This is a genomic window from Streptomyces sindenensis, from assembly GCF_014649035.1.
Taxonomy (GTDB): domain Bacteria; phylum Actinomycetota; class Actinomycetes; order Streptomycetales; family Streptomycetaceae; genus Streptomyces; species Streptomyces sindenensis.
In genome coordinates, this window is record NZ_BMSG01000045.1 from 1 (window position 1) to 26,086 (window position 26,086).

Annotated in this window: 22 protein-coding genes; 10 read left to right on the top strand and 12 right to left on the bottom strand. The window is 72.0% G+C overall.

What is annotated here, in order from left to right; all coding sequences use genetic code 11:
- Positions 1 to 231: 231 nt before the first annotated feature.
- The gene (locus tag IE145_RS30785; protein WP_189528715.1) at positions 232 to 1,542 is read left to right on the top strand and encodes a C40 family peptidase; all 1,311 of its coding nucleotides are present in this window, start codon (positions 232 to 234) and stop codon (positions 1,540 to 1,542) included.
- A gap of 118 nt (positions 1,543 to 1,660) precedes the next feature.
- Here the strand turns inward: IE145_RS30785 and IE145_RS30790 are convergent, their stop codons facing one another.
- The 5 genes from IE145_RS30790 to IE145_RS30810 are packed head-to-tail and all read right to left on the bottom strand — an operon-like array spanning position 1,661 to position 7,643.
- The gene (locus IE145_RS30790) at positions 1,661 to 2,896 is read right to left on the bottom strand and encodes a styrene monooxygenase/indole monooxygenase family protein (RefSeq protein ID WP_189528716.1); all 1,236 of its coding nucleotides are present in this window, start codon (positions 2,894 to 2,896) and stop codon (positions 1,661 to 1,663) included.
- Positions 2,897 to 2,934: 38 nt separating this feature from the next.
- On the bottom strand, positions 2,935 to 3,609 hold the full coding sequence (locus IE145_RS30795) for a GTP-binding protein (protein ID WP_189528717.1): 675 nt from the start codon (positions 3,607 to 3,609) through the stop codon (positions 2,935 to 2,937).
- Positions 3,590 to 4,006, bottom strand: a complete 417-nt coding sequence (locus IE145_RS30800; RefSeq protein ID WP_030579658.1) for a DUF742 domain-containing protein — start codon at positions 4,004 to 4,006, stop codon at positions 3,590 to 3,592. Before IE145_RS30800 ends, IE145_RS30795 begins: the two co-directional genes overlap by 20 nt.
- Positions 4,003 to 4,482 carry a roadblock/LC7 domain-containing protein gene (locus IE145_RS30805; protein WP_189528718.1) on the bottom strand — a complete coding sequence of 160 codons (480 nt, stop codon included), beginning with the start codon at positions 4,480 to 4,482 and terminating at the stop codon, positions 4,003 to 4,005. Before IE145_RS30805 ends, IE145_RS30800 begins: the two co-directional genes overlap by 4 nt.
- A complete protein-coding gene (locus IE145_RS30810; RefSeq protein ID WP_189528719.1) occupies positions 4,479 to 7,643 on the bottom strand; it encodes a sensor histidine kinase in 3,165 nt (1,054 codons plus the stop codon). The genes IE145_RS30805 and IE145_RS30810 overlap by 4 nt, the downstream gene beginning before the upstream one ends.
- Positions 7,644 to 8,007: 364 nt before the next feature.
- Here IE145_RS30810 and IE145_RS30815 point away from each other — a divergent pair, with 364 nt between their 5' ends.
- Positions 8,008 to 8,802 (top strand): protein phosphatase 2C domain-containing protein, encoded by a 795-nt coding sequence (locus tag IE145_RS30815; RefSeq protein WP_189528720.1) that lies wholly within the window; start codon positions 8,008 to 8,010, stop codon positions 8,800 to 8,802.
- Positions 8,803 to 8,821: 19 nt separating this feature from the next.
- On the opposite strand, the gene IE145_RS30820 is transcribed toward IE145_RS30815, so the two are convergent.
- Positions 8,822 to 9,304, bottom strand: a complete 483-nt coding sequence (locus tag IE145_RS30820) for a MarR family winged helix-turn-helix transcriptional regulator (RefSeq protein ID WP_189528721.1) — start codon at positions 9,302 to 9,304, stop codon at positions 8,822 to 8,824.
- A 241-nt stretch (positions 9,305 to 9,545) separates the two neighbouring features.
- On the opposite strand from IE145_RS30820, the gene IE145_RS30825 reads away from it, so the two are divergent.
- The gene (locus IE145_RS30825) at positions 9,546 to 10,298 is read left to right on the top strand and encodes a polysaccharide deacetylase family protein (RefSeq protein ID WP_189528752.1); all 753 of its coding nucleotides are present in this window, start codon (positions 9,546 to 9,548) and stop codon (positions 10,296 to 10,298) included.
- A 128-nt stretch (positions 10,299 to 10,426) separates the two neighbouring features.
- Here the strand turns inward: IE145_RS30825 and lon are convergent, their stop codons facing one another.
- The gene (gene lon, locus IE145_RS30830; protein ID WP_189528722.1) at positions 10,427 to 12,850 is read right to left on the bottom strand and encodes an endopeptidase La; all 2,424 of its coding nucleotides are present in this window, start codon (positions 12,848 to 12,850) and stop codon (positions 10,427 to 10,429) included.
- A gap of 269 nt (positions 12,851 to 13,119) precedes the next feature.
- On the opposite strand from lon, the gene IE145_RS30835 reads away from it, so the two are divergent.
- From IE145_RS30835 to IE145_RS30855, 5 genes are all read left to right on the top strand, one after another.
- Complete coding sequence (locus IE145_RS30835; RefSeq protein ID WP_229825974.1) at positions 13,120 to 13,851, top strand: spermidine synthase family protein; 732 nt, start codon at positions 13,120 to 13,122, stop codon at positions 13,849 to 13,851.
- Between the two features lie 234 nt (positions 13,852 to 14,085).
- Positions 14,086 to 14,823 carry a response regulator transcription factor gene (locus IE145_RS30840; protein WP_006127534.1) on the top strand — a complete coding sequence of 246 codons (738 nt, stop codon included), beginning with the start codon at positions 14,086 to 14,088 and terminating at the stop codon, positions 14,821 to 14,823.
- A complete protein-coding gene (locus IE145_RS30845) occupies positions 14,820 to 15,896 on the top strand; it encodes a HAMP domain-containing sensor histidine kinase (RefSeq protein ID WP_189528723.1) in 1,077 nt (358 codons plus the stop codon). Before IE145_RS30840 ends, IE145_RS30845 begins: the two co-directional genes overlap by 4 nt.
- Before the next feature lie 282 nt (positions 15,897 to 16,178).
- Entirely contained in the window at positions 16,179 to 19,979 is a 3,801-nt protein-coding gene (locus IE145_RS30850) for a multifunctional oxoglutarate decarboxylase/oxoglutarate dehydrogenase thiamine pyrophosphate-binding subunit/dihydrolipoyllysine-residue succinyltransferase subunit (RefSeq protein WP_189528724.1), read from the top strand.
- 90 nt (positions 19,980 to 20,069) lie between these two features.
- The gene (locus tag IE145_RS30855) at positions 20,070 to 20,255 is read left to right on the top strand and encodes a DUF6104 family protein (protein ID WP_003966321.1); all 186 of its coding nucleotides are present in this window, start codon (positions 20,070 to 20,072) and stop codon (positions 20,253 to 20,255) included.
- A 24-nt stretch (positions 20,256 to 20,279) separates the two neighbouring features.
- On the opposite strand, the gene IE145_RS30860 is transcribed toward IE145_RS30855, so the two are convergent.
- Positions 20,280 to 21,104 (bottom strand): hypothetical protein, encoded by an 825-nt coding sequence (locus tag IE145_RS30860; RefSeq protein ID WP_189528725.1) that lies wholly within the window; start codon positions 21,102 to 21,104, stop codon positions 20,280 to 20,282.
- Between the two features lie 164 nt (positions 21,105 to 21,268).
- On the opposite strand from IE145_RS30860, the gene IE145_RS30865 reads away from it, so the two are divergent.
- Positions 21,269 to 22,126: a DUF4097 family beta strand repeat-containing protein gene (locus IE145_RS30865; protein ID WP_189528726.1), complete on the top strand. Its 858-nt coding sequence runs from the start codon at positions 21,269 to 21,271 to the stop codon at positions 22,124 to 22,126.
- A gap of 1 nt (position 22,127) precedes the next feature.
- The gene (locus tag IE145_RS30870) at positions 22,128 to 23,198 is read left to right on the top strand and encodes a PadR family transcriptional regulator (protein ID WP_189528727.1); all 1,071 of its coding nucleotides are present in this window, start codon (positions 22,128 to 22,130) and stop codon (positions 23,196 to 23,198) included.
- Positions 23,199 to 23,231: 33 nt separating this feature from the next.
- On the opposite strand, the gene IE145_RS30875 is transcribed toward IE145_RS30870, so the two are convergent.
- Genes IE145_RS30875 through IE145_RS30890 form a run of 4 tightly spaced genes read right to left on the bottom strand, consistent with a single transcriptional unit; the run spans position 23,232 to position 26,010 of the window.
- Positions 23,232 to 23,819, bottom strand: coding sequence for a Clp protease N-terminal domain-containing protein (locus IE145_RS30875; protein WP_189528728.1), 588 nt, complete (start codon positions 23,817 to 23,819; stop codon positions 23,232 to 23,234).
- On the bottom strand, positions 23,819 to 24,028 hold the full coding sequence (locus IE145_RS30880) for a helix-turn-helix domain-containing protein (protein ID WP_189528729.1): 210 nt from the start codon (positions 24,026 to 24,028) through the stop codon (positions 23,819 to 23,821). The genes IE145_RS30875 and IE145_RS30880 overlap by 1 nt, the downstream gene beginning before the upstream one ends.
- Positions 24,029 to 24,059: 31 nt before the next feature.
- Positions 24,060 to 24,599 carry a GNAT family N-acetyltransferase gene (locus IE145_RS30885; protein ID WP_189528730.1) on the bottom strand — a complete coding sequence of 180 codons (540 nt, stop codon included), beginning with the start codon at positions 24,597 to 24,599 and terminating at the stop codon, positions 24,060 to 24,062.
- On the bottom strand, positions 24,577 to 26,010 hold the full coding sequence (locus IE145_RS30890; RefSeq protein ID WP_189528731.1) for a cellulase family glycosylhydrolase: 1,434 nt from the start codon (positions 26,008 to 26,010) through the stop codon (positions 24,577 to 24,579). The genes IE145_RS30885 and IE145_RS30890 overlap by 23 nt, the downstream gene beginning before the upstream one ends.
- Between the last annotated feature and the right edge of the window lie 76 nt (positions 26,011 to 26,086).

The following is a 26,086-nucleotide window of genomic DNA, read 5'->3' on the forward strand; positions in this document are numbered from 1 at the left end:
CGAAGATCACCGCCGTCGACTACAAGCAGCAGTTGATCAGTTACCCAACACTTTCTGAGGCAGGCGGCCGGCACCCTCACATGATCATCACAGCCGCCGTCCGGGGGAAGCCCCGGGCGGCGCGCCGCGCGGTGCTTGCATCACCCGACACCGAGTGACCGGATTAATAGGATTCGCTCACTTATGGACGGGTCCGCTGCCGGACCACGTCTCCGTCACGGAGGTGATGTCGTGTCAGGCAGGATTCTGCGCGCGGTCTGCACGACCGTGCTGACCACGGCGCTCACGGTCTCGCCCGCCATCGTCGCGGCGGCCGAGCCCGGACCCGTGCCGTCGGAGGAGACCGACACGACGGACGCGGAAACGGACGCGGACACGGCGGACGAAGAAGCGGCGGATGCGGCGGACGCGGACGAAGAGGCAGCGGACGCGGCGGAAGCGGACGCAACGGACCAGGACGCGGCGGAGGTCGACGCCGGGACCGCTCTCGCCGCCCCCGAGGCGCCCAGGAGCGTCGCCGCCCTGCTACGCGAACTCCAGACCCGCTACCAGGCGGCGGAGGAGGCGAGCGAGACCTACAACGCCACCGCCGAGAAGCTGAAGCAGCGCACGGCGCAGCTGAAGAAGGTGAACGCGGACCTGGCGAAGGCGCGGGCCGCGCTGGAGGTCAGCCGCGGGGACGCCGGGCGGCTGGCCCGGGAGCAGTACCAGGGGCGTACGGAGTTCTCCGCGTACCTCCGGCTGCTGCTGGCCCACGATCCCCAGCGGGCCCTGGACCAGAGCCACGTCGTGGGGCGGCTCGCGGCGAACCGCGCGGCCACGGTGGACCGGCTCACCGACGCCGCCCGGCGGGCCGACCGGCTGGCGGCCGCCTCCCGCAAGGCGCTGGACCAGCAGAAGAATCTGGCCGCACGGCAGAAGAAGCAGCGCGACGCCGTGAACGGCAAGCTCAGGGAGGTCGAAGGGCTGCTGGCCACGCTCTCCGAGGAGCAGATCGCCCAGCTCGCCGGTCTCGAACAGCAGGGGGTGGACAAGGCCCAGCGGGAGCTGGTGGCCTCCGGGGCGCTCAGCTCCACCCGGCCGCCCACCCGGCAGGGTGGCGACGCGGTGGCGTACGCGGTCCGGCAGATCGGCAAGCCGTACGTGTGGGGGGCCGAGGGCCCCGACTCCTTCGACTGCTCCGGGCTCACCTCCCAGGCCTGGTCGGCGGCGGGCCGGACGATCCCGCGCACCTCGCAGGAGCAGTGGAAGCAGCTCCCGAGGGTGCCGGTCTCCGCGCTGCGCCCCGGCGACCTGGTGATCTACTTCCCCAAGGCGACCCATGTGGCGCTGTACATCGGCGACGGCCTGGTGGTGCAGGCGCCCCGCCCCGGCGCGAAGGTCAAGGTGTCACCGCTGGCGTCGAACCCGCTGCTGGGAGCCGTACGCCCCGACCCCGGCGGCACCCCGCTGTCCACGTACACCCGCCCGGAGCTGCCCGAGGGCGCACGCGACGGCGCGGACACGGGGTACAGCACGGACGCGGCGCCCGACGCCTCGTAGGCAGTCGGCAGTCGGCCGTCGGCAGTCGGCAGTCGGCAGTCGGCAGTCGGCAGTCGGCGGGAACGGATCGGCGGCCGGACCGGCGGTGCGGGTCCGGCCGCCGAAGCGGGTGTGTTCCTCAGGCCCCGGCGACCGAGGCCAGGTACGCGTTCGTCTTCTCGGGCTCGTAGAAGAAGTTCTCGAAGTCCGCCGGGTCGTTGAACCCGTTGGCGAAGCGGTTCGCGACCGGCTGGAGCTGACCGGCGGCGCCGATCAGGTTCAGCACGTGCTCCGGCGGGACGCCGAGCATGGCGTTGGTCCACTTGGTGACGTGCTGGGCGGTCTCCCAGTAACGGTCGAAGGTGGACTGCATCCACGCCGCGTCGAACTCCTTGTCGCCGTGCTCGATGATCGAGTCCAGGTAGGAGTTGGCGCACTTGGACGCCGAGTTGGAGCCCTGGCCGGTGATCGGGTCGTTGGCCACGACGACGTCCGCCACGCCGAGGACCAGGCCGCCGCCGGGCAGCCGCCCGATCGGCTTGCGGACCGTGGGGGCGTAGCGGCCGGCGAGGGTGCCGTTGGCGTCGGTCAGCTCGACCTTGGTGGCGCGGGCGTACTCCCACGGCGTGAACTTCTCCATCAGCTCCAGGGTCTTGGCCAGGTGCTCGGAGGGGTCCTTGACACCCTGGAAGGCGTCGAGCGGTCCGCCCGGGATGCCCTCCCAGAAGAGGATGTCGGCGCGGCCGGAGGTGGTGAGCGTCGGCATGACGAACAGCTCCCCGACGCCCGGCACCAGGTTGCAGCGGACCGCGTCGAACTCCGGGTGCTCCGGGCGCGGGCCCATGCCGTGGACGTAGGCGACGGCCAGCGCGCGCTGCGGGGCGTCGAACGGGGAACGGGCCGCGTCCCGGCCGAACATGGAGACCAGCTCGCCCTTGCCGGCCGAGACCATCACCAGGTCGTAGGTGCGGGAGAAGTAGTCGAGGTCGGAGACGGCCGCCCCGTGGATGACGAGCTGTCCGCCGCGCTGGGCGAAGGTCTCCATCCAGCCGGCCATCTTCACGCGCTGGTCGACGGACTGGGCGTACCCGTCCAGCTTGCCGACCCAGTCGATGGCGCGGGAGGAGTCGGGGGCGGCGACCGAGACGCCGAGTCCCTCGATCTTCGGGGCCTGGGACTCCCAGAAGTTCAGCTGGTAGTCCCGCTCGTGCTGGAGCGCGGTGTGGAACATGCACTGCGTCGACATGACCCGCCCGGAGCGGATCTCGTCGGCGGTCCGGTTGGACATCAGGGTGACTTCGTAGCCTCTGGACTGCAGCCCCAGGGCCAGCTGGAGCCCGGACTGACCGGCTCCGACTATGAGTATCTTCCGCATCGCGGCTCTCCGTGCTCCGTCGTTTCTGATTCGAGGCGTCAGGCGGGTGTGACGTCGAGAGCATGGCCCACGAGGGCCAGCAGTGACTCGACGACGGTGATCCTGTTACGCGCGTCCATGATCACTATCGGCACCTGCGGCGGTACGGTCAGGGCCTCCCTGACGTCCTCCGCCTCGTAACCGGGCGTCCCCTCGAAGTGGTTGACCGCCACGATGTAGGGAAGGCCGCAGCTCTCGAAGTAGTCGAGCGCCGGGAAGCAGTCCTCCAGACGCCGGGTGTCGGCGAGGACGACCGCGCCGATCGCCCCGCGCACCAGGTCGTCCCACATGAACCAGAAGCGCTGCTGGCCCGGGGTGCCGAAGACGTACAGAACGAGGTCGTCGTCGAGGGTGAGACGGCCGAAGTCCATGGCCACCGTCGTGGTGGTCTTGTCGGGCGTCGCGGAGAGGTCGTCGGTCTCCTCGCTGGCCTGGGTCATCAGCGCTTCGGTCTGGAGCGGTGTGATCTCGGAGACCGAGCCGACGAACGTCGTCTTGCCGACGCCGAATCCGCCCGCCACCACGATCTTGGTGGCGGTGGGGGCGCGGGTGTGGTCGAGCTGCCAGGCCTGGAGGGCTTCCTCCGGCTGTTCCCGGGGCTGCGAGGGCCGGTCGTCCCGGGACCCCGGCTGGCGCGGGGCGAAGAGCGGCGCCTCAGAGACGGCGGAGTCCATTGAGCACCCTTTCGAGCAGTGCGCGGTCGGGCTGGCCGGTGCCGTGACCGGTTCCGTACACGCGGATCTTTCCTTGGTCGGCCAGGTCGCTGAGCAGCACCCGGACGACTCCGAGCGGCATCTTGAGCAGGGCCGAGATCTCCGCGACCGTACGCATGCGGCGGCAGATTTCGACGATGGCCTGGAGCTCCGGCATGACCCGCGACGCGAGGTTGCCGTTGGTGAGTTCGCGGCGCTCCTCGGGTGCTTCGAGGGCGGCGACGAACGTCTCGACCAGCAGGACGTGCCCGAACCGGGTGCGGCCGCCGGTGAGGGAGTACGGGCGGACCCGGGCGGGTCGCTTGTCGGCCCCGCGGACGGGGAGCCGGGGCGCGGGTTCCGCTGCGGCGGTGGTCACAGGGCGCTCTCCATCGATTTGCGCAGCTCGCTGCGGAGTTCGGGGGTGAGGACGTGTCCGGCCCGGCCGACGAAGAGGGCCATGTGGTACGCGACGACGCTCATGTCGCAGTCCGGGGTGGCGTGGACGCCGAGGAGGGAACCGTCGCTGATCGACATGACGAAGACGCTGCCCTCGTCCATGGCGACCATCGTCTGTTTCACACCGCCGCCGTCCATCAGCTTCGCGGCTCCGACGGTCAGCGAACCGATGCCGGAGACGATCGTGGCCAGGTCGGCGCTGGATCTCTTGGGGCCGTCCGACGGTCCGGCGGCCTTCGTCTCGTGATGGCCGGGGTCGGAGGAGAGCAGCATCAGACCGTCGGACGAGACGACGGTGACCGAGTGGACCCCTGGCACCTCCTCCACGAGATTGCTCAGCAACCAGTGAAGGTTCCGGGCCTCGGTACTCAGCCCGAATGTGCTGGGCGCAGTCAACTGCGTGCCTCCTCGACTGTGTCCCCCGTCTCTTCGTTCCCTGTGTCCTGTGCGGCGCTTGTGACGTGTGCGGTGGTGCTCTGGTGCCCGGTACGCCCTGTGGGTACGCCCCCGGGTCCGGCGACGGCGATGCCGCCGGTCTCGGCGATCTCCGCCTCGACGTCGCGCCGGCCCTCCTTGGCGGCCTGGTGGAAGCTGCCGAGCCGGCGGCGCAGGGCGTCCCGGTCGAGGCTGCCGGCGCGGCCGGGGGCGGAGGCCGAGCCGTCCGGCCGGACCACCTTCGGGGTGCGCTTGGGCAGTCCCTTGTCGGTGACACGGCCGGCCTCGGGGCGGCGCGGGCCGGGAACGGTCTCGGCGGGGGCGGCGGTCGGCTCGGCTGTCCCGGGCGCTCCGGGCGCTCCGGCCGCCTCGGCGTGGGGCGCGGGGCGGAACGCCGGCCCGTCCGGGTCCTGGTCGCCGGGTCCGGTCTCGGCCGGGCGTTCGTGGCGGTCGGGGCCGATGGCGTACGGGTCGGCGGTCGGTGCGGCCTCTGCCGCCGGGGCTGCGGGCGGCTTCGGCAGCCGGACCTGGAGCGTGATCTCGGAGTCGGTCTCGACGGCGGTCCCGACGCCGGTCTCGACGTCGGCTTCCGCATCCGAGTCCGCGCCCGATCCCGCGTCCTTCCCGGCTGCGGACTCGGCTTCCGTGACCGGCTGCTGGGCGTCCTGCGCCTGCTCCCCCGGCGGTACGTCAGCGGCTTCCCGGCTCTCGTCGGCGTTCTCGGAGGCGGCGTTCTCGCGGATCGTCCGCTCGGCGGCGGCGATCATCGGGTCGGCGTCGGCCGGGCCGGGCTCGGCGTCCGCCAGCGTCGCGGCTGTGTCCTCCGCGTCGACGGCCGAGTCGGACGGCGCGGCCGACTCGGACGGCGCGGCCGACTCGGACGGCGCGGCCGACTGCGGCGAACGGCTGGGCAGGGCGTTGGAGTTGGCCTCCGCCACCGAGCCCGGCAGGTTGAGCGTGGGCGCCTCACCGGGCAGTTGCACGGCGGGCGGGGTGGCGGCGGGCAGCGTCTTGGGCAGCAGGGCCTGCGGCAGGACGACGACGGCCGTCACTCCACTCCCCTTCTGCTCACGCAACTGGACCCGCACCCCGTGCCGGGCGGCCAGCAGCGACGTCACCTGGAGACCGAGGCCGGCGCCGTCGGCATTCTGCTCACCGACCTCGAACGAGGCCGGGTCCGCCAGCCTGGCATTCAGCTCGTCCATCCGGACGGTCGACATGCCGATGCCCTCGTCCGACACGGAGAGCATCACCTCGCCGCTCTCCAGCAGCCAGCCGGACAGCTCGACATGGGAGTCCGGCGGGGAGAAGGAGGTGGCGTTCTCCAGGAGTTCGGCCAGCAGATGGCTGAGGTCGTCGGCGGCGAACCCGGCGATCTGGGCGTGCGGCGGCAGGGACTGGATGGTGACGCGCTCGTACCGCTCGATCTCGCTGACGGCGGCGCGCGCCACGTCCACCAGCGGGATCGGCCCGGCGTGGCCGTGGCCGTGCTCGGCACCCGCGAGGACGAGCATGTTCTCGCTGTGGCGGCGCATGACCGTGGCCATGTGGTCGAGCTTGAAGAGCGTGGCCAGGCGCTCCGGGTCCTGCTCCCGCTCCTCCAGTCCCTCGATGACGCCGAGCTGCCGCTCGACCAGGCCGAGGGTGCGCAGCGAGAGGTTGACGAAGGTGTGGTGGACCGTGTTCTTCAGCTGTCCCAGCTGGGTGGTCAGCTCGGCGGTCCGCTCCTGGAGTTCGGTCCGCTGCCCGGCCAGGGCTTCCCGGCTCTTGATCAGGCCGGACCGTTCGGCGGTGAGGCTCTCGACGCGTCCGCCGAGGTCCTGGTGGAGCTCGGTGAGCCGGCCGTGGAGGGCGTTCATCGACCGGACGACCTGGGCGAACTCGTCGTTGCGGCCGGTGTAGCGGACCGGTTCGGCGCTCGAAGGGTCCTCGGCCAGGCGCGCGGCACCGATCCGCAGGACGGCGAGCGGCTGGGTGAGGGTGCGGGCGACGGCGGTGGAGACGCCGACGGCGAGCAGGAAGCAGCCGCCGAGCAGGGCGATGGCCAGTTCGAGGGCGGTGACGTCGTCGTCGCGCAGCCCCTCCAGGTGCCGGACCTGGCCGGTGGTCAGGGCGGACTCGACGCTGCGCATCCGGTCGACCCGGGCGGAGAGCGCGGCCTCCAGCTTCTGCGGGCTGACCCCGCGCTCCGCCTCCGACAGCTCTGGGCGGTCGGTGAGGCGGGTGAGGTACTTCTCCGCGTCGTTGACCTCGGGGCCGGTGACGGTGGCGGAGAGCTTGTCACGGGCCTCCGGGTCCGCCGCCTGGTCGAAGTCGGCGAGCGCGGCCAGCTCCCGTACCCGGGCCTGCTGGGCGGCGGCGCTCAGCGCGTCGCGGTCGCGGTCGGCGCGGGTGGCGCCCTCGTCCTGGGTCTGCACGGGCAGCCCGGTGAAGGGGTCGGTCTGCGGGGCCGTCGGCTCGGGGCTCGGCACGGCGAGCGCGGCGAGGAGGAGCCCGCGGGTGGCGGAGGCCTGTTCGGAGGCGCCGCCGAGGGTGAGCGGGGCCCGGGTGGCGTCGGCGGCGCGCGGCGGGGTCTTCTCCGCCAGTTCGGCGGCGATGCCGTGCAGCTTGGCGATGAGGTCGGAGTACGCCCGGTGCGCCTCCAGGGCGGAGCCCTTGCCGGTCAGCGCGGTACGGCGGAGGGAGGCGACCGTCGAGAGGTCCCGGCGGAGGGCCGCGGAGGCCGCCTCGTGGATCTCGTCGATCTGCTGGTCGACCCGGGTGGTGCGGGCGGCGCGGTTCTTCGCGCCCTCGTCGCCGTCGCCCTCCTCGGCCCGGCCGGCGGCGATGTACGCGGTGACGGCGTCACGCTCGTCGGCGAGGGAGTGCCCGAGGGTGACCGCCTGCTGGTTCAGCTCGGCGAGGGTGACCAGCCGCTGGGACTCGGTGAGGTCGGCGGAGGCGCCGAGCACGGCGGGGGTGCCCGCCGCCACGACGATGACGCCGACGACCGCGACCCCGGCGACCAGTCGGCTGCGCACCCGCACGGTCCGCTTGTCCGCACCGGACGCACCGGGTGCCGGAGGCGTCGCCCCGGAACCGTCGCGCGTCGTGCCCTTGCTCCGCGGCCGCTTCTTCTGCACCGGTGCTCGCAATCTTGACTCGTCCACCCTTGAAGCAGAGGTGACGCACGGTCACATGGAAGGGCGCCCCGCTCCTGGTACGGCTTCCGACCATTCCAGCGCTTGTGAGAGGGGGGCGCGCATCAACCGCTCCGCCACTCGAAGGAGTGAACATCACTCCGGAGTTGGCGAACAAGTCTCCCCCGCCGCAGCCCTGACCATGCGTGGACCACGGGGTGGAACTTCCGCTCCGCCTTTGGCAGGATGCCCGCCCGCACGCTTCCCGGAGCCCCTCCCTCCGGCGGGTACGCCCGCGTTGACCTGCTGGTACAGGCCATCTTCGGCCGCGTGGGGGGATGGTGAAGGGCTCGTGCAGACTGGCGGTATGCGCATCGAACTCGCCACCGTTCCCGGCAGCCCCGAACGCCCCAACGAGGACTGGGTCTCCGGGACTCTTCCCGCGTCCGGCCAGGGTGGCGTGCTGGTGCTGCTCGACGGCGTCACCCCGCCACGCGGGGATGACGGTTGTGTGCACTCGGTCCCGTGGTTCACCGCGCGGCTGGGCGGCGCACTGGTGGAACTGTCCGGTTCCCGCCCTGATCTGCCCCTGGCCGAGATCCTGGCCGCGGCCATCTCCCGTACAGCCGAAGCCCATCGGGTCACCTGTGACCTTTCTCACGTACGGACGCCTCAGGCGACGGTGGCCCTGGCACGCTGGAACGAACGCGCGATCGAGTACCTGGTGCTGTCCGACGCGGTCCTGTTGCTGGAGTCCTCCGACGGCGCGGTCCGGGCGGTCCTGGACGACCGGCTGACGCGGCTGCCGCCGGGCTCGCTCGCCTCGAACGAGATCGCCGACGCCACGGTGCGCAACAAGGAGGGCGGCTTCTTCACGGCCGCCGCCGATCCGGCCGTGGCCTCGCGGGCGGTGACCGGCAGCGTCCCGGCGGCGGACGTCCGGGCGCTGGCCGCGCTCACGGACGGCGCGGCCCGCTGGACGGAGATGTTCGGCGAGGGCGACTGGGCGGACACGCTGGGGCTGCTGCGCAAGGCGGGGCCCCAGGGGCTGATCGACCGGGTGCGGGAGCTGGAGGAGGCCGACGCGGCGGCCGGGCGCGTACGGCTGCGGCGCGGCAAGACGCACGACGACGCGACCGCGCTCCTGGTGGAGCCGGCCTGACCGGCGGTCCCGGGCCGGGTCAGCTCTCCGCGCGGGCGTTCAGCTGGTGCAGGAGCCGGGCCAGCTCGGCGACTTCCGTCCGGTCCCAGTCGGCCAGCTTGCGCACATAGCGGCCGCGGCGGGCGTCCCGGACGCTGCGGAAGCGGGCCAGGCCGTCCTCGGTGAGGTGGACGAGCCAGGCGCGCCCGTCGGCCGGATCGGGTTCGCGGGCCACCAGGCCGAGGTTCTCCAAGGAGTGCAACTGGCGGCTCATGGTGGCCTTGCCGACACCGAAGTAGGCGGCCAGCTCGGTGGCCCGCTGCCGGCCCGCCGCCTCCAGACGGACGAGCAGACCGTAGGCGGCGGGCTCCAGTTCGGGGTGGACCTCCCGGGCCATCTCGCCGGAGCTGGCGCGCGCCCGGCGCAGGAACACGGCCAGCTCACGCTCCAGCGCCAGGAACGCGCTGTCCACGCCGCTCACGCCGGACGCGCCCGGCTCCGGCCCGCTGTCGTCTCCGCGCACGTCAGTACCCCTCGTACGGTTCCCTGCCGATGAAAGCTTCTGCCGCGACCCGTCATCGGCGCAGCTCGGCCAGTATTTCGCAGGAGTGGGCCGACCACGCCGACCCGGCCCCGATCCGGGGTCCGCGGCCACCTCGACCCCACTATGCACTCGATGTATACGTGCTCTGTATAGTCATCGCCGTACCGCACACCTGTGCGGAATTTCCCGCGCAGAGGAGTGGTGTGTCGTGCCCGGAAAGATGCCGTTGCCCGGCATGAGGTTGGCTGCGGTGCTGGTGACGGCGGTCACACTGACGTTGAGCGGCTGCTCGATGGAGACGACCGCGCCCGGTTCGGCGCGCGGGGAGGCGGCGTCCGACGCCAAGGGCGAGTTCGGTCCGGTCGACTGCCGCAAGGCCAAGTGCATAGCCCTGACCTTCGACGCGGGCCCGGGCGAGGACACGCCGGAGCTGCTGGACATCCTCAAGGAGAAGAAGGTGCACGCCACCTTCTTCCTGCTCGGCAAGCACCACGTCGTCAAGCACCCCGACGTGGTGCGGCGCATCGAGGACGAGGGCCACGAGGTCGCCAACCACACCTGGACGCACAAGGTCCTGACCGACCAGAAGCCGGACGGGATACGGGCCGAACTGGAGAAGACCCAGCTGGCCATCGAGAAGATCACCGGCAAGAAGCCCCGGCTGATGCGTCCGCCGCAGGGCCGCACCGACGACACGGTCTCGGAGATCAGCAAGGACCTCGGGCTCTCCCAGGTGCTGTGGAGCGCCACCGCCAAGGACTACTCGACGAACGACTCCGCGCTGATCAAGAAGCGGATCCTGGACCAGGCGAGCAAGGACGGCGTCATCCTGCTGCACGACATCTACAAGGGCACCGTCCCCGCCGTGCCCGGGATCATCGACGCGCTCCAGAAGGACGGCTACACCTTCGTGACCGTCCCCGAGCTGATGGCCCCGGCCGAGCCGCAGCCGGGCACGATCTACCGCCCCTGAGCCGCGAGCCCCTGAGCAGCGGGCCCCGGAGACCACGCCCGTGCGCCACGGCCCGGCCCCGCGGAACGGCCCGCCGTCCGCCGAAGCGGAGAGCGGGCCGTCCTGGGATCGGGCCGTCGTGGGCACGGTCAGGCAGCCGCGGCCGGAATCCTCTCCTCCGCCTGGGCCGTGGCCGGGGCGAGGGCGATCTCCAGCACCTGGCGGACGTCCGTGACCGGGTGGACGTCCAGCTTCTCCAGCACCTCGGCCGGGACGTCGTCCAGGTCGGCCTCGTTGCGCTGGGGGATCACCACGGTCGTGATGCCCGCCCGGTGCGCGGCCAGCAGCTTCTGCTTGACGCCGCCGATCGGCAGCACCCGCCCGGTCAGCGACACCTCACCGGTCATCGCCACATCCGTACGGACGAGGCGTCCGGAGAGCAGCGAGGCCAGCGCCGTGGTCAGCGTGATGCCGGCGCTCGGGCCGTCCTTGGGGACCGCGCCCGCCGGGAAGTGGACGTGCACGCCCCGGTCCTTGAGGTCGCCGACCGGCAGCTCCAGCTCCGCGCCGTGCGACCGCAGGAAGCTCAGCGCGATCTGCGCCGACTCCTTCATGACGTCCCCGAGCTGACCGGTCAGGGTCAGTCCGGACGCCCCGGTCTCCGGGTCGGCGAGGGACGCCTCGACGAAGAGGACGTCGCCGCCCGCCCCGGTCACCGCGAGTCCGGTGGCCACACCCGGCACCGCGGTGCGGCGCTCGGCCGGGTCCTGCGCGGACTCGGGCACGTGGTGCGGACGCCCGATCAGGCCGCGCAGATCCGCGTCGGTCACCGTGAACGGCAGCTCGCGGTCGCCCAGTTCGTGCTGGGCCGCGACCTTGCGGAGCAGCCGGGCGACCGACCGCTCCAGATTCCGTACGCCCGCCTCGCGGGTGTACTCGCCGGCCAGCTTGCGCAGCGCCGACTCCTCCAGGGTGACCTCGTCCTTCTCCAGGCCCGCCCGCTCCAGCTGGCGCGGGAGCAGGTGGTCCCGGGCGATGACGACCTTCTCGTCCTCGGTGTAACCGTCGAGACGGACCAGCTCCATGCGGTCGAGCAGGGCCTCGGGGATGGCTTCGAGGACGTTGGCGGTGGCCAGGAAGACCACGTCGCTGAGGTCGAGCTCGACCTCCAGGTAGTGGTCGCGGAAGGTGTGGTTCTGCGCCGGGTCGAGGACTTCGAGGAGGGCGGCGGCCGGGTCGCCCCGGAAGTCGGAGCCGACCTTGTCGATCTCGTCGAGCAGGACCACCGGGTTCATCGAGCCGGCCTCCTTGATGGCCCGCACGATCCGGCCGGGGAGCGCGCCCACGTACGTACGCCGGTGGCCCCGGATCTCCGCCTCGTCCCGGACGCCGCCGAGCGCGACGCGGACGAACTTGCGGCCCATGGCGTGCGCGACGGACTCGCCGAGCGAGGTCTTGCCGACGCCGGGCGGCCCGACGAGGGCGAGGACCGCACCGCCGCGACGGCCGCCGACGACACCGAGGCCCCGGTCGGCGCGCCGCTTGCGCACCGCCAGGTACTCGGTGATGCGTTCCTTCACGTCGGCGAGGCCGGCGTGCTCGGCGTCCAGGACCTCCTGGGCGCCGCGGATGTCGTAGGCGTCCTCGGTGCGCTCGGTCCAGGGCAGTTCGAGGACGGTGTCCAGCCAGGTGCGGATCCAGGAGCCCTCGGGCGACTGATCGCTCGCCCGCTCCAGCTTCTCGACCTCCTTGAGCGCGGCCTCGCGGACGTGCTCAGGCAGGTCGGCGGCCTCGACGCGGGCCCGGTAGTCGTCGGACTCGCCCTCCGGGTCGCCGTTGAGCTCGGCGAGCTCCTTGCGTACGGCGTCCAGCTGGCGGCGCAGCAGGAATTCGCGCTGCTGCTTGTCGACGCCGTCCTGGACGTCCTTGGCGATGGACTCGGCGACGTCCTGTTCGGCGAGGTGCTCGCTCAGCCACTGGATGGCGAGCTTCAGCCGGGCGATCGGGTCCACGGTCTCCAAGAGCTGGACCTTCTGGGCGGTGGAGAGGAACGGTGAGTATCCGGAGTTGTCGGCGAGCGCGGAGACGTCGTCGATCTGCTGGACCCGGTCCACGACCTGCCAGGCGCCGCGCTTCTTCAGCCAGCTGGTGGCGAGCGCCTTGTACTCCTTGACCAGCTCGGCGGCCGATCCGGGCAGCGGGTCGGGGGCGGTGGTCTCCAGCACGGTCCCCTCGACCCAGAGCGCCCGGCCGGGACCGCTGGTCCCGGCTCCGATGCGGACCCGGTCGCGGGCCCGGATGAGGGCGCCCGGGTCGCCGTCCGACAGGCGTCCGACCTGCTCGACGGTGCCGAGGACACCGGTCCCCGTGTACGTGCCGTCGATCCGCGGGACCAGCAGCACCTGGGGCTTGCCGCCGCCGGGGCGGGCTGCGGCCTGCGCGGCCTCGACGGCGGCGCGCACCTCGGTGTCGGACAGGTCCAGCGGCACCACCATGCCGGGCAGGACGACCTCGTCGTCGAGCGGCAGCACGGGCAGGTCGATCGGTGTGAACGCCTGGGACTCGTTAGTCATGATCTCCCCTTCGGCAGGCAAGTTGAGCTATGTGGACTCAATGCTTGTGAGTCGCCGAATGTTCCCCGATCGATGTTCGCTCTGGGCGATCAGGCCGCCCGGCCGCCCGCCGACCCCTGGCACCAGGGCGCCCCTCCTCGTCCGGGAGCGATCCGCAGCGGGCAGTTGTTCCCTCGCCCGATACGGGAAAGGCGCTGGCCCTCGCCCCGCGCGGCGGGAAGGATGGACGGGCACCGACCGCCACGACCGGATACCGGAGAACCGCCCCCATGTCCGCGACATCCCTCTGGCCCGCCCCCGAACCGACGGCGACACCGCCCGTGCGCTCCGCGAGCGACGCCCCCGTCGTGCTCGACCGCCGCGACGGCCCCTTCGGCGAGGTCGTCCTGCGTGAGCGCGGGGAGCACTTCGAGATCATCGCCAACGGCTGCTTCCTGATGGACACCTCCGACGGGCGCTCCGAGCGGCTGCTGATCGACGCCGCGCTGGCCGCGCTGCCCGCCGGCCGGACCGGCCCGTCGGTGCTCATCGGCGGCCTGGGCGTCGGGTTCTCCCTGGTGCGGGCCGCCGAGGAGGGGCGCTGGGGGCGGATCACGGTCGTGGAGCGGGAGCAGGCGATCGTGGACTGGCACCGGGACGGGCCGCTGGACCGGATCTCCGGACCCGCGCTGGCCGACCCCAGGGCCGGGATCCTGCACACGGACCTGGTGGCCCACCTCCGTACCACCACGGAGCGTTACGACGCGCTCTGCCTGGACATCGACAACGGGCCCGACTGGACGGTCACGGAGGGCAACGAAAGCCTCTACTCGCCCGCCGGTCTGGCGCACTGCCACGACCGGCTGACCCCGGGCGGCGTGCTCGCCGTCTGGTCCGCGCAGCCGTCGCCCGCCTTCGAACAGGCATTGCGGAATGCCGGGTTCAGCGGGGTTCGGACGGAAGAAGTGGCCGTTGCCCGAGGTGTGCCCGACGTGGTCCATCTCGCACTCCGGGCCGGCTGAATCCCCCTCCCGGTATGCACGGCCCGGCGGTGGCACGGGCCAACCGGCACAAGGCAGACGATCCGGCGGACCGCCCGGCCCGGACTCGTCGCCCCGGGGCAACACCCTGCGTAGCCGGGAGCCCTCCGCTGCCCTTACGCTGCTGACCGGCACACGGGATCACCCACGAAAACCACGAGCGAAGACCGTGTCTCCGGGGGAATGGCTCCCGCGAGAACGGGCAGGGGCGGGGCGATGGAACAGACACACACCACCCACAACGGCGTCGCGGCCACCCCGGGGGCTCAGCGCCGGGTGCTGGTGGTCGAGGACGACGCCACGATCGTCGACGCCATTTCCGCCCGGCTGCGGGCGGAGGGCTTCCTGGTGCAGACCGCGCTGGACGGCCCCGCGGCCGTGGACGCGGCCGAGGCCTGGCAGCCCGATCTGATGGTGCTCGACATCATGCTCCCGGGCTTCGACGGCCTGGAGGTCTGCCGCCGGGTGCAGGCGGCGCGCCCGGTGCCGGTGCTGATGCTCACCGCACGCGACGACGAGACCGACATGCTGGTCGGGCTCGGGGTCGGCGCCGACGACTACATGACCAAGCCGTTCTCGATGCGGGAGCTGGCCGCCCGGGTGCACGTGCTGCTGCGCCGGGTGGAGCGGGCCGCGCTGGCCGCCGTCACCCCGCGCAGCGGGATACTGCGCCTGGGTGAGCTGGAGATCGACCACGCGCAGCGCCGGGTCCGGGTGCGCGCCGAGGACGTCCACCTCACGCCCACCGAGTTCGACCTGCTGGTCTGCCTCGCCAACACCCCGCGCGCGGTGCTCTCCCGGGAGCAGCTGCTGGCCGAGGTGTGGGACTGGGCGGACGCCTCGGGCACCCGCACGGTCGACAGCCACATCAAGGCGCTGCGCCGGAAGATCGGCGCGGAGCGGATCCGTACGGTGCACGGCGTGGGATACGCCCTGGAGACTCCGGCCCCATGACCCGGCCAGGGTCCGGACTGCGGCCCTTCTCCATCAAGGCCAAGCTCGGCACGCTCGTCGTGGTCTCGGTGTTCATCACCACGGGCCTGCTGATCGTCGCACTGCGGACCCGTACGGAGTTCCGCTTCATCACGGTGTTCTCGGTCATCGCCACGCTGCTGATCACCCAGTTCGTGGCGCACGGTCTGACCGCGCCGCTGGACGAGATGAGAGCGGTGGCCCGGTCGATCTCGCACGGCGACTACACGCGCCGGGTGAGCGGCGCCGGGCGGCGGGACGAGCTGGGCGACCTGGCGCAGACGATCAACCGCATGGCGGACGATCTGGAGGCGGAGGACCGGCATCGAAAAGAGCTGGTCGCCAATGTCAGCCATGAGCTGCGTACGCCCATCGCGGCGCTGAGAGCCGTGCTGGAGAACGTGGTGGACGGGGTGTCCGCCGCCGATCCGGAGACGATGCGCACCGCGTTGAAACAGACGGAGCGGCTCGGCCGGCTGGTCGAGACGCTGCTGGACCTGTCGCGCCTGGACAACGGGGTCATCGCACTCAAGGCACGCCGCTTCGAGGTCTGGCCGTATCTGTCGGGCGTACTGAAGGAGGCCAATCTCGCCGCCTCGCAGCGACGCCTGTCCTCGGGTTCGGGCAATCACTCCCGTACGGACGTCCATCTGCATCTGGACGTCTCGCCGCCGGAGCTCACCGCGCACGCGGACGCCGAGCGGCTGCACCAGGTGGTCGCGAACCTCATCGACAACGCGGTCAAGCACAGCCCGCCGCACGGCCGGGTGACGGTGCTGGCGCGGCGCGGGGCCCGCCCCGAGTCGCTGGAGCTGGAAGTCATGGACGAGGGGCCCGGCATCCCGGAGGCGGAGCGCCACCGGGTGTTCGAGCGTTTCAACCGGGGCCAGGCGCCCTCCCCGCACGGTCCGGGCAGCGACGGCGGTACGGGCCTGGGGCTCGCCATCGCCCGTTGGGCGGTCGATCTGCACGGCGGCCGGATCAGGGTGGCCGAATCCGTACGGGGCTGCCGGATCCAGGTCACCCTCCCGGGAATCCCCGAGCAGCACGGTTGACGGTCTCGTTGGCATAGGGTCGAACCGGAAGGGCACGTTCATCCGTGTCCTGCCAGTAGGGGGCCTCAAGGGGATACGGTCGCGGGACCGTATCCACGGTCCCGCGTACCCGAAGTGCAGTGGAACCTCGCTTGTTTCCCGCCATTTCCTGCGCCGAAACCCGCCCTTCGATGTGATGTGCACGACGAAGCACCGGCCCGGCCTGCAAGGAACGGTTCGGGGGGCGTAGCCTTGATTTCCGCTGTCCATCACCTTGTGAAGCGGAAGAGGGCGGTTGCCGCCGTGTCGTCTCAGTCCCCCAGTAACTCAAGCGTCTCGACCGACCAAGCCAGCCCGGGCACCAACCCGGCCGCGGCTTTCGGCGCCAATGAATGGCTCGTCGACGAGATCTACCAGCAGTACCTCCAGGATCCCAGTTCGGTCGATCGCGCCTGGTGGGACTTCTTCGCCGACTACAAGCCGGGTACCGCCGGCACGGCGGACAAGCCCGCTCCCGGGGCCTCGGGGGCCCCGGTGACCGAGGCCGCCGCCCCTGCCGCGGCCGCTGCGGCTCCGGCTCCGGCGAAGGCCGCGCCCGCCGCCGCTCCGGCCGCCCCCGCGCAGCCGGCCCCGGCGAAGGCCGCCCCGGCGGCTCCGGCGAAGCCCGCGGCCGCGAAGCCCGCCGCCGCGCCCGCCAAGCCCCAGGCGAAGGCCGACGAGTCCACCGAGGCCCCGGCCGGCCCGGAGTACGTGACGCTGCGCGGCCCCTCGGCCGCCGTCGCGAAGAACATGAACGCCTCACTGGAGCTGCCGACGGCCACGTCCGTCCGCGCGGTCCCGGTGAAGCTGCTCTTCGACAACCGCATCGTCATCAACAACCACCTCAAGCGCGCCCGCGGCGGGAAGATCTCCTTCACGCACCTCATCGGGTACGCGATGGTGCAGGCCCTCAAGGCCATGCCGTCGATGAACTACTCCTTCGCGGAGAAGGACGGCAAGCCGACCCTGGTCAAGCCGGAGCACGTCAACCTGGGTCTGGCCATCGACCTGGTCAAGCCGAACGGCGACCGCCAGCTGGTCGTCGCGGCCATCAAGAAGGCCGAGACGCTCAACTTCTTCGAGTTCTGGCAGGCGTACGAGGACATCGTCCGGCGCGCCCGCATCGGCAAGCTCGGCATGGACGACTTCACCGGTGTCACCGCCTCGCTGACCAACCCCGGCGGCATCGGCACCGTCCACTCGGTGCCCCGCCTGATGCCCGGTCAGGGCCTCATCATGGGCGTCGGCGCGATGGACTACCCGGCGGAGTTCCAGGGCACCTCGCAGGACACCCTCAACAAGCTCGGCATCTCGAAGGTCATGACGCTCACGTCGACCTACGACCACCGGGTCATCCAGGGCGCCGCCTCCGGCGAGTTCCTGCGCGTCCTCTCCCAGCTGCTGCTCGGCGAGAACGAGTTCTACGACGAGATCTTCAAGGCGCTGCGCATCCCCTACGAGCCGGTCCGCTGGCTCAAGGACATCGACGCCTCGCACGACGACGACGTCACCAAGGCCGCGCGGGTCTTCGAGCTGATCCACTCCTACCGGGTCCGGGGCCACGTCATGGCCGACACCGACCCGCTGGAGTACCACCAGCGCAAGCACCCCGACCTGGACATCACCGAGCACGGCCTCACCCTGTGGGACCTGGAGCGCGAGTTCGCGGTCGGCGGTTTCGCCGGCAAGACGATGATGAAGCTCCGCGACATCCTCGGCGTGCTCCGTGAGTCGTACTGCCGCACCACCGGCATCGAGTTCATGCACATCCAGGACCCGAAGCAGCGCAAGTGGCTCCAGGACCGGGTGGAGCGCCCGCGCCCGAAGCCGGAGCGCGAGGAGCAGCTGCGCATCCTGCGCCGGCTGAACGCCGCGGAGGCGTTCGAGACGTTCCTGCAGACGAAGTACGTCGGCCAGAAGCGGTTCTCGCTGGAGGGCGGCGAGTCCGTCATCCCGCTGCTCGACGCCGTCCTCGACTCCGCCGCCGAGGCCCGCCTCGACGAGGTCGTCATCGGCATGGCCCACCGCGGCCGCCTGAACGTCCTGGCGAACATCGTCGGCAAGTCGTACGCGCAGATCTTCCGCGAGTTCGAGGGCAACCTCGACCCGCGCTCGATGCACGGCTCCGGCGACGTCAAGTACCACCTGGGCGCCGAGGGCACCTTCACCGGTCTGGACGGCGAGCAGATCAAGGTCTCGCTGGCCGCCAACCCCTCGCACCTGGAGGCGGTCGACCCGGTCCTGGAGGGCATCGCCCGCGCCAAGCAGGACATCATCAACAAGGGCGGTACGGACTTCACGGTCCTGCCGGTCGCGCTCCACGGCGACGCGGCCTTCGCGGGCCAGGGCGTCGTCGCCGAGACGCTCAACATGTCGCAGCTGCGCGGCTACCGCACCGGCGGCACCGTGCACGTGGTGATCAACAACCAGGTCGGCTTCACCGCCGCCCCGGAGTCCTCGCGCTCCTCGATGTACGCCACCGACGTGGCGCGCATGATCGAGGCGCCGATCATCCACGTCAACGGCGACGACCCGGAGGCCGTGGTCCGCGTCGCGCGGCTCGCCTTCGAGTTCCGGCAGGCGTTCAACAAGGACGTCGTGATCGACCTCATCTGCTACCGCCGCCGCGGTCACAACGAGGGCGACAACCCGGAGTTCACCAACCCGCAGATGTACACCCTGATCGACAAGAAGCGCTCGGTGCGCAAGCTCTACACCGAGTCCCTCATCGGTCGCGGCGACATCACTCTGGAAGAGGCGGAGCAGGCGCTCCAGGACTTCCAGGGTCAGCTGGAGAAGGTGTTCGCCGAGGTCCGCGAGGCCACCTCGCAGCCGGCCTCCCCGCACGTCCCGGAGCCGCAGGCCGCGTTCCCGGTGGCCGTCGAGACGGCCGTCTCCGCCGAGGTCGTCAAGCGGATCGCCGAGTCCCAGGTCAACATCCCCGACTCGATCACCGTGCACCCGCGTCTGCTGCCGCAGATGCAGCGTCGCGCCGCCTCGGTGGAGAACGGCACGATCGACTGGGGCATGGGCGAGACCCTGGCCATCGGTTCGCTGCTGATGGAGGGCACCCCGGTCCGGCTCGCCGGCCAGGACAGCCGCCGCGGCACCTTCGGCCAGCGCCACGCGGTCCTGGTCGACCAGGTCACCGGCGAGGACTACACCCCGCTGCTGTACCTGGCGGACGACCAGGCCCGGTACAACGTCTACGACTCGCTGCTCAGCGAGTACGCGGCGATGGGCTTCGAGTACGGCTACTCGCTGGCCCGCCCGGAGTCGCTGGTCATCTGGGAGGCCCAGTTCGGTGACTTCGTCAACGGCGCGCAGACCGTCGTGGACGAGTTCATCTCCTCGGCCGAGCAGAAGTGGGGCCAGACCTCCGGCGTCACGCTGCTCCTGCCGCACGGCTACGAGGGCCAGGGCCCGGACCACAGCTCCGCCCGCCCCGAGCGCTTCCTCCAGATGTGCGCGCAGGACAACATGACGGTCGCGATGCCGACCCTGCCGTCGAACTACTTCCACCTGCTGCGCTGGCAGGTGCACAACCCGCACCACAAGCCGCTCATCGTCTTCACCCCGAAGTCGATGCTGCGTCTGAAGGCCGCGGCCTCGTCCATCGAGGAGTTCACCTCCGGCGGCTTCCGTCCGGTGATCGGCGACGACACCGTCAAGGCGGAGGACGTCCGCAAGGTCGTCTTCGTCGCGGGCAAGCTCTTCTACGACCTGGACGCCGAGCGGGAGAAGCGCGGCGACACGGAGACCGCGATCATCCGGCTGGAGCGGCTGTACCCGCTGCCGGGTGCGGAGATCCAGGCCGAGATCGCGAAGTACCCGAACGCCGAGAAGTACCTGTGGGCGCAGGAGGAGCCGGCGAACCAGGGTGCGTGGCCGTTCATCGCGCTCAACCTGATCGACCACCTGGACCTCGCGGTCGGCGCGGACGTGCCGCACGGCGAGCGCCTGCGCCGCATCTCGCGGCCGCACGGCTCGTCCCCGGCGGTCGGCTCGGCCAAGCGTCACCAGGCGGAGCAGACGCAGCTGGTCAACGAGGTCTTCGAGGCCTGAGGACCGTAACGCCGAACACCCCGGGGACCCGGTTCCGCGCATGTCGCGGGGCCGGGTCCCCGGCGCTTCCCCGCTGGATATCCTTCTCCCATGTACTTCACGGACCGTGGCATCGAGGAACTGGAGAAGCGGCGCGGCGAGGAGGAGGTCACCTTCGAGTGGCTCGCCGAGCAGCTGCGGACGTTCGTCGACCTCAACCCCGACTTCGAGGTGCCCGTCGAGCGCCTCGCGACCTGGCTGGCCCGGCTGGACGACGAGGACGACGAGGACGCGTGACCTTCGGGGCCTGATCGGCCCGGCTCAGGACGTGCCCGCCCTGGCCCGCTCGTACGCGAGCCCCAGCGCGCCCTGCGCCAGCAGAACCGCGCCGGCCGCCGCCCAGCCGCCGCTGCGGCGTCGCGCGCCCCATAGCAGGAGCGGAAGCCCGGCCGCGAGCTGGACGGCGGCGACGGCCCGGGCCCGGGGGCCGCGTACCCAGGGACCGACCCGGCTGCTCTCGACCGCGTCCAGTTCGACCCGTACGGCATCGCGCCAGCCGGCCCATTCGACGCGGTCCACCTGGCGCTGCGCCGCCGCGACGCTGCGCAGCCGGTCGGCGCTCTCGCCCGGGGAGAGTCCGGCGGGCAGGGTCAGTCCGGTGCCGGTGAGCACGGCGAGCAGACCGCGCAGCCGGGCCTCCGCGTCCGCCTCCGGATCGGGGCGGGTCAGCTGCTCCAACGCCTGTACGTCGAGCACCGGGTCGAGACCGAGCCGGGCGGCGAAGGTGCGCATGGCCTCGTCCTCGCCGACCGGGGTGCCGTCGGTCAGCCAGATGTAGCCCACAGGCCGGCGGAATCCGGCGGCGAGGGTGTATCCGGCCCGGTCGGCGTCCCACCACAGGGCGAGCACCGGCCAGGTGGAGCCGACGGCGAGCGCGGTGGCCCAGCCGCCGAGGATCCGGTCGACCGGCTCGGCGTCCTGTTCCGCGCCCCCGGCCCGCCAGGGCTTCCCCTCCGGGACGAGCACGCTCCACTCCTCGCCCGCGCGGACCAGCAGCATCTGCTCGCGCAGCAGGTGGGCGAGCGGCCGTACGGTCTCGGGATCGGCCCGGCAGAGCAGGAGGGCCCCGGTGGATGTCGCGTTCATGGCTCATACGCTAGGGCAATATGCCCATGTTTGATCGTTTTTGCAGGCATGGTGCTGACCTCCACCGGGGCGCGACCTCCCTTGACTTCCCCCATCCGCGATATATCGTGTTCTTCACGAGACGCGATATGTTGCGTTGCCACGCTTCCCGGGAGGTCATATCCATGCCTGTGTCGACATGGACCATCGATGAGCCTCGGAAGCTCTCCTTCGACGATCCGGTGACGGCGCTCCAGGTGCGTATCGTCGACGGCACGGTCAACGTGGTCGGGACCGACGAACCGGGCGCCCGGCTGGAGGTCTCCGCGATCGAGGGGCCGCCGCTGATCGTGACCCAGGAGGACGGCCGGCTCACCGTGGCGTACGAGGATCTGCCCTGGCAGGACCTGCTGCGCTGGCTCGACCCCAAGGGCCGCCGCCGCAGCGCCGTCGTCTCGCTCGTCGTGCCCACGACGGCCTCGGTCGAGGTCGGCGTGATCGGCGCGGGGGCCGTCGTCTCCGGCATCGGCGGCCGCACCGAGGTCCGCGGCATCACGGGGGACGCCACGCTCGTCGGGCTGACGGGCGCGGTGCGCGGGGAGTCGGTGTCGGGCAGCCTGGAGGCCCAGAGCGTCACGGGGGACCTGCGCTTCCAGTCCGTGGCCGGTGATCTGACGGTGATCGACGGGGCGGGGGCCTCGGTCCGGGCCGAGTCGGTCAGCGGTGACATGGTGCTGGACGTCGACCCGTCCGGGAAGCCCACGGACATCCGGCTGACCTCGGTATCCGGCGAGATCGCGATCCGGCTGCCGCACCCGGCGGACGCCAGGGTCGAGGCGAACACCGCGAGCGGGGCCGTCTCCAACGCCTTCGAGGACCTGCGGGTCGGCGGGCACTGGGGCGCGAAGAAGATCACCGGCACCCTGGGCGCCGGGACGGGGACCCTGCGGGCGACGACCGTGTCGGGTTCGATCGCCCTCCTGCGCAGGCCGCCCGCCGAGGACGACGCGTACGCCGCCGAGCCGACCGGAAAGGTTCTCTGACATGCCCCCCGTATTCGCCCACGGCCGACTGCGCCTGTATCTCCTCAAGCTGCTGGACGAGGCTCCGCGCCACGGCTACGAGATCATCCGCCTGCTGGAGGAACGCTTCCAGGGCCTCTACGCCCCCTCCGCCGGCACGGTCTACCCGCGGCTGGCCAAGCTGGAGGCCGAGGGCCTGGTCACCCACGCCACCGAGGGCGGCCGCAAGGTCTACTCGATCACCGACGCCGGCCGCGAGGAGCTGGCGGGCCGCAGCGGCGAACTGGCCGACCTGGAGCTGGAGATCCGCGACTCGCTCTCCGAGCTGGCCGCCGAGATACGCGATGACGTACGGGGCGCGGCGGGCCGGCTCCGCAGCGATGTGCGGGCGGCGGCGTCGGAGTCCCGGCACGGCACGAAGGCCGGGTCCGGGTCCGGGTCCGGCAAGGCGAAGGGGAAAGGGAAGGGCGATTCCTCGTCCCCCTTCGGTGACTTCGGGGACTTCGGCAACCTCGGCAGTCTGGGCGACCTCGGCGACAGCGAGGCGTGGCGCACGGCGAAGGAGGAGCTGCGCCGGGCCAAGCAGGAGTGGAAGGAGCAGGCCCGCCGGGCGAAGGACGAGTCCCGGCGCGCCCGCGAGGACGCCCAGCAGGCCCGCCGCCAGGCCGAGGAGGCCCAGGAGAAGGCGCGGGAGCAGATGCAGAACGCCGCCCGCCAGGTGCAGGAGCACTTCGCCCGGGGCGACTGGCCCTCCGGGGTACGGGAAGGCCTCGCGGAGATCACCGGCCAGCTCGGCGGCTTCGCCCGGTCCGGCGCCTGGCCTCCGTTCGGCAAGCCCGGCCCGGAGCCCGCCCCGCCCGTCCAGGACCCGGCCCCCGGCGCGGACTGGGGGCAGGACGTGCCGACGACGGGCGACCCGGTGCGCGATCTGGACCGCTTGCTGGACCGGTTCCGCGACGGCATCCGGGACACGGCCCGCGATCACGGGGTGACGGAGGCCCGGCTCGCGGAGGCCCGCCGCCACCTGGGCGAGGCGGCGGCGCGGATCGAGGCGCTGCTGACGGCGGAGGACGAGGACGGCAAACGGGCCTGAGAGGGGGCGGGGAGGCAGCCCCGCCCCCTCCGCTCACCCGGCCTGGGCGTGCCCCTGGCCCGCCGCGCCGTCGTCGGAGCCGTACAGCGCGCGCAGCACGGCCGTGCGGGTCGCGCCGTGCTCGGCGAGGACGTCGGCGACGGATCCGGGCTTCGCGGTGAGGGCCAGGAGGAGGTGCTCCTCGCCGATGAACCGGTCACCGCGGCCGAGGGCGGCCCGGAGGGAGTTCTCCAGCACGGTCTTCGCACCCGGGGTGAAGGGGCGGTGCCCGGACCACCACCACCGGCGGCCACCACGGCCGGCGTCGAGGGCGCCCTCGCCGTGGGTTTCCTCGACACGGGAGACGATCGCGCCGACGTCGATCCCGAGACCGGCGAGGGCCTCGGTGTCGGCCCTGGTCAGTCCGCCACGGCGGCGGGCCTCGGCGAAGGACGCCTCCAGGGCGGACCGGCGGTCGTGGAGGCCGAGCGCGGTGACGGCGAACGCGGCCCGGCCGCCCTCCTGTTCCAGCAGCGCGAGCAGCAGGTGTTCCTCGGTGACCGAGCCGGCTCCGGCCCGCTCGGCCTGAGCCACGGCCCCCTTCACGGTCGCGCGGGCCCCTCGGGTGAATCGCTCGAACATCAACGCCTCCCGTACTTCTTGTGCACGGCCTGCCGGCTGACGCCCAGCTCGGCGGCGATCTCCTGCCAGGACCAGCCCTGCTCGCGGGCGCTTGCGACTTGTACGGCTTCGAGCTGCTCCAGCAGCCGCCGCAGCGCGGCCACCGCCCGCAGCCCGACGCGCGGGTCGCGGTCACCGGCGCGCGCGGCCAGATCCGTTGCTTCGGTCATGACGTCAACCTACGTTGACATCTGTCGCGCGTCAATGGAAGTTGACAACATCGTCGGCGAGGCGAGCATGCCGCTCGACGTCGTACCGGACCTTGCCGTACCGCAGCTTGGCCCGTTCGATGCCCTCGGACGCGAATCCGGAGCGGGTCGCGACCCGGCAGGAGGCGACGTTGTCGGTGCGGTGTCCCAGCTCCAGCCGGTACAGCCCGAGCTCGTCGAAGGCCCAGCGAGCGAGGGCCCGCACGCCGGCCGGGGCGACGCCCCGGCCGCGGGCGGATTCGGTGGTCCAGTAGGAGACCCAGCCGCTGTCGTGCGTCCGGTTGACGACGTTGAGGGCCACACAGCCGAGCGCCTCGCCGTCCTCCCCCACGACGGCCCAGGAGTAGCCGGTGCACGCCCCTCGTTCGCGCGCGCGTTCCGCGATCCAGGCCAGCGCCCCGGACCGGTCGTCCACGGGCCGGTCCGTCTGGCGGTCCATCTCGGCCGGGGCGAACGCGCGGAGGACCGCCGAGGCGTCGTCGGGCAGCCAGGGGCGCAGCAGAAACCCTTCAGGGGTGGTCAGTTCGTCCATAAGGGCCAGCTTCCCGCACGGTCACCACCACCTCCGCCCCGGGCCACGCCACGACGGCCGGCCATCCCCCGCGCGCCCCGTCGCCGAGGACGCGGGCGGCGCCGGTGACGGAGACACGCCACCCCCGGGAGGAGGGCGGCAGGGACAGCTCCGTCACCCCGGGCCGGACGGCGGCCCGGTAGGCGAGGCGGTAGGTGCGCGTACCCGCGTCGTACGTGTCGGAGCGGACGGTTCCGGCGACGGCCGGGGCGTACGGGGTGGCGGTCTGCTCCTTGTTCGTACGGAATCGGCCGCGCTCGTCGACCGCGCAGTAGCCGCCGCCGTAGCACCAGACGTACCCCGCCCAGCCGGAGCTGTAGCGGTTCAGCGAGGCGACGGCCTCCCGGTAGAAGCGGCCCATGTTGGGGAGGGCGTTGTTCAGCGGCCCCCACTCCCCCACGACCACGGGCATCCGGTGGCGGGCCGGATAGGCGGTGACGGCGGCCTCGTACGCCTCGATCCAGCCCGCGTCCGGGTCGTAGTCGGCGCCCGCCTCCATGGCGGTGTTGTAGAAGTGCGGGGCGTACACGGTCCGGCTGTCCTCGATGCGCCCCAGCCCGGTGGGCACGCCCTCGCCGACGATGGGGGTCGGCTCGACGAAGATCCAGGTGGAGCGGTCCTTCGCCCGGACGGCGCGGGCGAGGCGGTTGTACAGGGGCGTGAGGTGCTCGGCCTCGATGCGGCGGGCGGCGGTCGGCAGGTCCTCGCCGGGGCGCAGCTCCCCCATGGGCTCGTTGATCAGGTCGTAGCCGATGACGGCGGGGTGGCGGCCGAACCGTTCGGCGAGGAGCTGCCACATGGCGGCCTGGGCGCGCTGGAGGTCGGGGTCCTCGTAGAGGTGGGTGAAGGCCCGCTGCACGGCGGGCTGGAAGTACTCGGAGAACCAGTCGTCGGGGTTCGGGGTGAACGGCAGCCCGTCGGTCCTGGTGGCCCATTCCGGGATGCCCCGGTGCCCGAACGCGGGCCCGAAGACGTCCTGGTGGGCATCGATGAGGACGTGGACGCGGTGTTTGCGGGCCCAGTCGAGGATGCGCTCGATCCTGTGGAGGTAGCGGGCGCTGTACTGCCCGCGCCGGGGCTCCAGATCGTCCCAGAAGACCAGCAGCCGGGCGAAGTTGAAGCCGTTGGCGCGCAGGTCGCGGAAGTGGCGTTCGGTGATGGCGCTGAGGGCGTCCTCGCCGCGGTTCGCCTTGTCCTCGACGTTCCAGCCGCGCAGGGTGAGGGTGCGGCCCCGGTCGTCGGTGAGAGGCGGAAGGGCGCGTTCGTACGCGGACGAGGAAGGGGACGGGGACGAGGAGCGGGGTGCGGGGCGCGCCGAGGCGGCGGGGGCGAGGGCCCCCGCCGCGAGCACGGACGCGACGACAAGTGCCATGAGTGCTCTGCCCATTCGCATGGGCGGCATCCCATCAGCAAAGCTGAGACTTGTTCAAGTATCTGTGGTGGAGCAG

What these genes read in the sequence shown, in the direction of transcription:
- IE145_RS30790 (WP_189528716.1), bottom strand. Translation starts at nt 2,896, where the DNA reads ATGCGGAAGATACTCATAGTCGGAGCCGGTCAGTCCGGGCTCCAGCTG.
- IE145_RS30795 (WP_189528717.1), bottom strand. Translation starts at nt 3,609, where the DNA reads ATGGACTCCGCCGTCTCTGAGGCGCCGCTCTTCGCCCCGCGCCAGCCG.
- IE145_RS30815 (WP_189528720.1), top strand. Translation starts at nt 8,008, where the DNA reads ATGCGCATCGAACTCGCCACCGTTCCCGGCAGCCCCGAACGCCCCAAC.
- IE145_RS30825 (WP_189528752.1), top strand. Translation starts at nt 9,546, where the DNA reads ATGCCGTTGCCCGGCATGAGGTTGGCTGCGGTGCTGGTGACGGCGGTC.
- lon (WP_189528722.1), bottom strand. Translation starts at nt 12,850, where the DNA reads ATGACTAACGAGTCCCAGGCGTTCACACCGATCGACCTGCCCGTGCTG.
- IE145_RS30835 (WP_229825974.1), top strand. Translation starts at nt 13,120, where the DNA reads ATGTCCGCGACATCCCTCTGGCCCGCCCCCGAACCGACGGCGACACCG.
- IE145_RS30840 (WP_006127534.1), top strand. Translation starts at nt 14,086, where the DNA reads ATGGAACAGACACACACCACCCACAACGGCGTCGCGGCCACCCCGGGG.
- IE145_RS30845 (WP_189528723.1), top strand. Translation starts at nt 14,820, where the DNA reads ATGACCCGGCCAGGGTCCGGACTGCGGCCCTTCTCCATCAAGGCCAAG.
- IE145_RS30855 (WP_003966321.1), top strand. Translation starts at nt 20,070, where the DNA reads ATGTACTTCACGGACCGTGGCATCGAGGAACTGGAGAAGCGGCGCGGC.
- IE145_RS30860 (WP_189528725.1), bottom strand. Translation starts at nt 21,104, where the DNA reads ATGAACGCGACATCCACCGGGGCCCTCCTGCTCTGCCGGGCCGATCCC.
- IE145_RS30865 (WP_189528726.1), top strand. Translation starts at nt 21,269, where the DNA reads ATGCCTGTGTCGACATGGACCATCGATGAGCCTCGGAAGCTCTCCTTC.
- IE145_RS30870 (WP_189528727.1), top strand. Translation starts at nt 22,128, where the DNA reads ATGCCCCCCGTATTCGCCCACGGCCGACTGCGCCTGTATCTCCTCAAG.
- IE145_RS30875 (WP_189528728.1), bottom strand. Translation starts at nt 23,819, where the DNA reads ATGTTCGAGCGATTCACCCGAGGGGCCCGCGCGACCGTGAAGGGGGCC.
- IE145_RS30880 (WP_189528729.1), bottom strand. Translation starts at nt 24,028, where the DNA reads ATGACCGAAGCAACGGATCTGGCCGCGCGCGCCGGTGACCGCGACCCG.
- IE145_RS30885 (WP_189528730.1), bottom strand. Translation starts at nt 24,599, where the DNA reads ATGGACGAACTGACCACCCCTGAAGGGTTTCTGCTGCGCCCCTGGCTG.
- IE145_RS30890 (WP_189528731.1), bottom strand. Translation starts at nt 26,010, where the DNA reads ATGGCACTTGTCGTCGCGTCCGTGCTCGCGGCGGGGGCCCTCGCCCCC.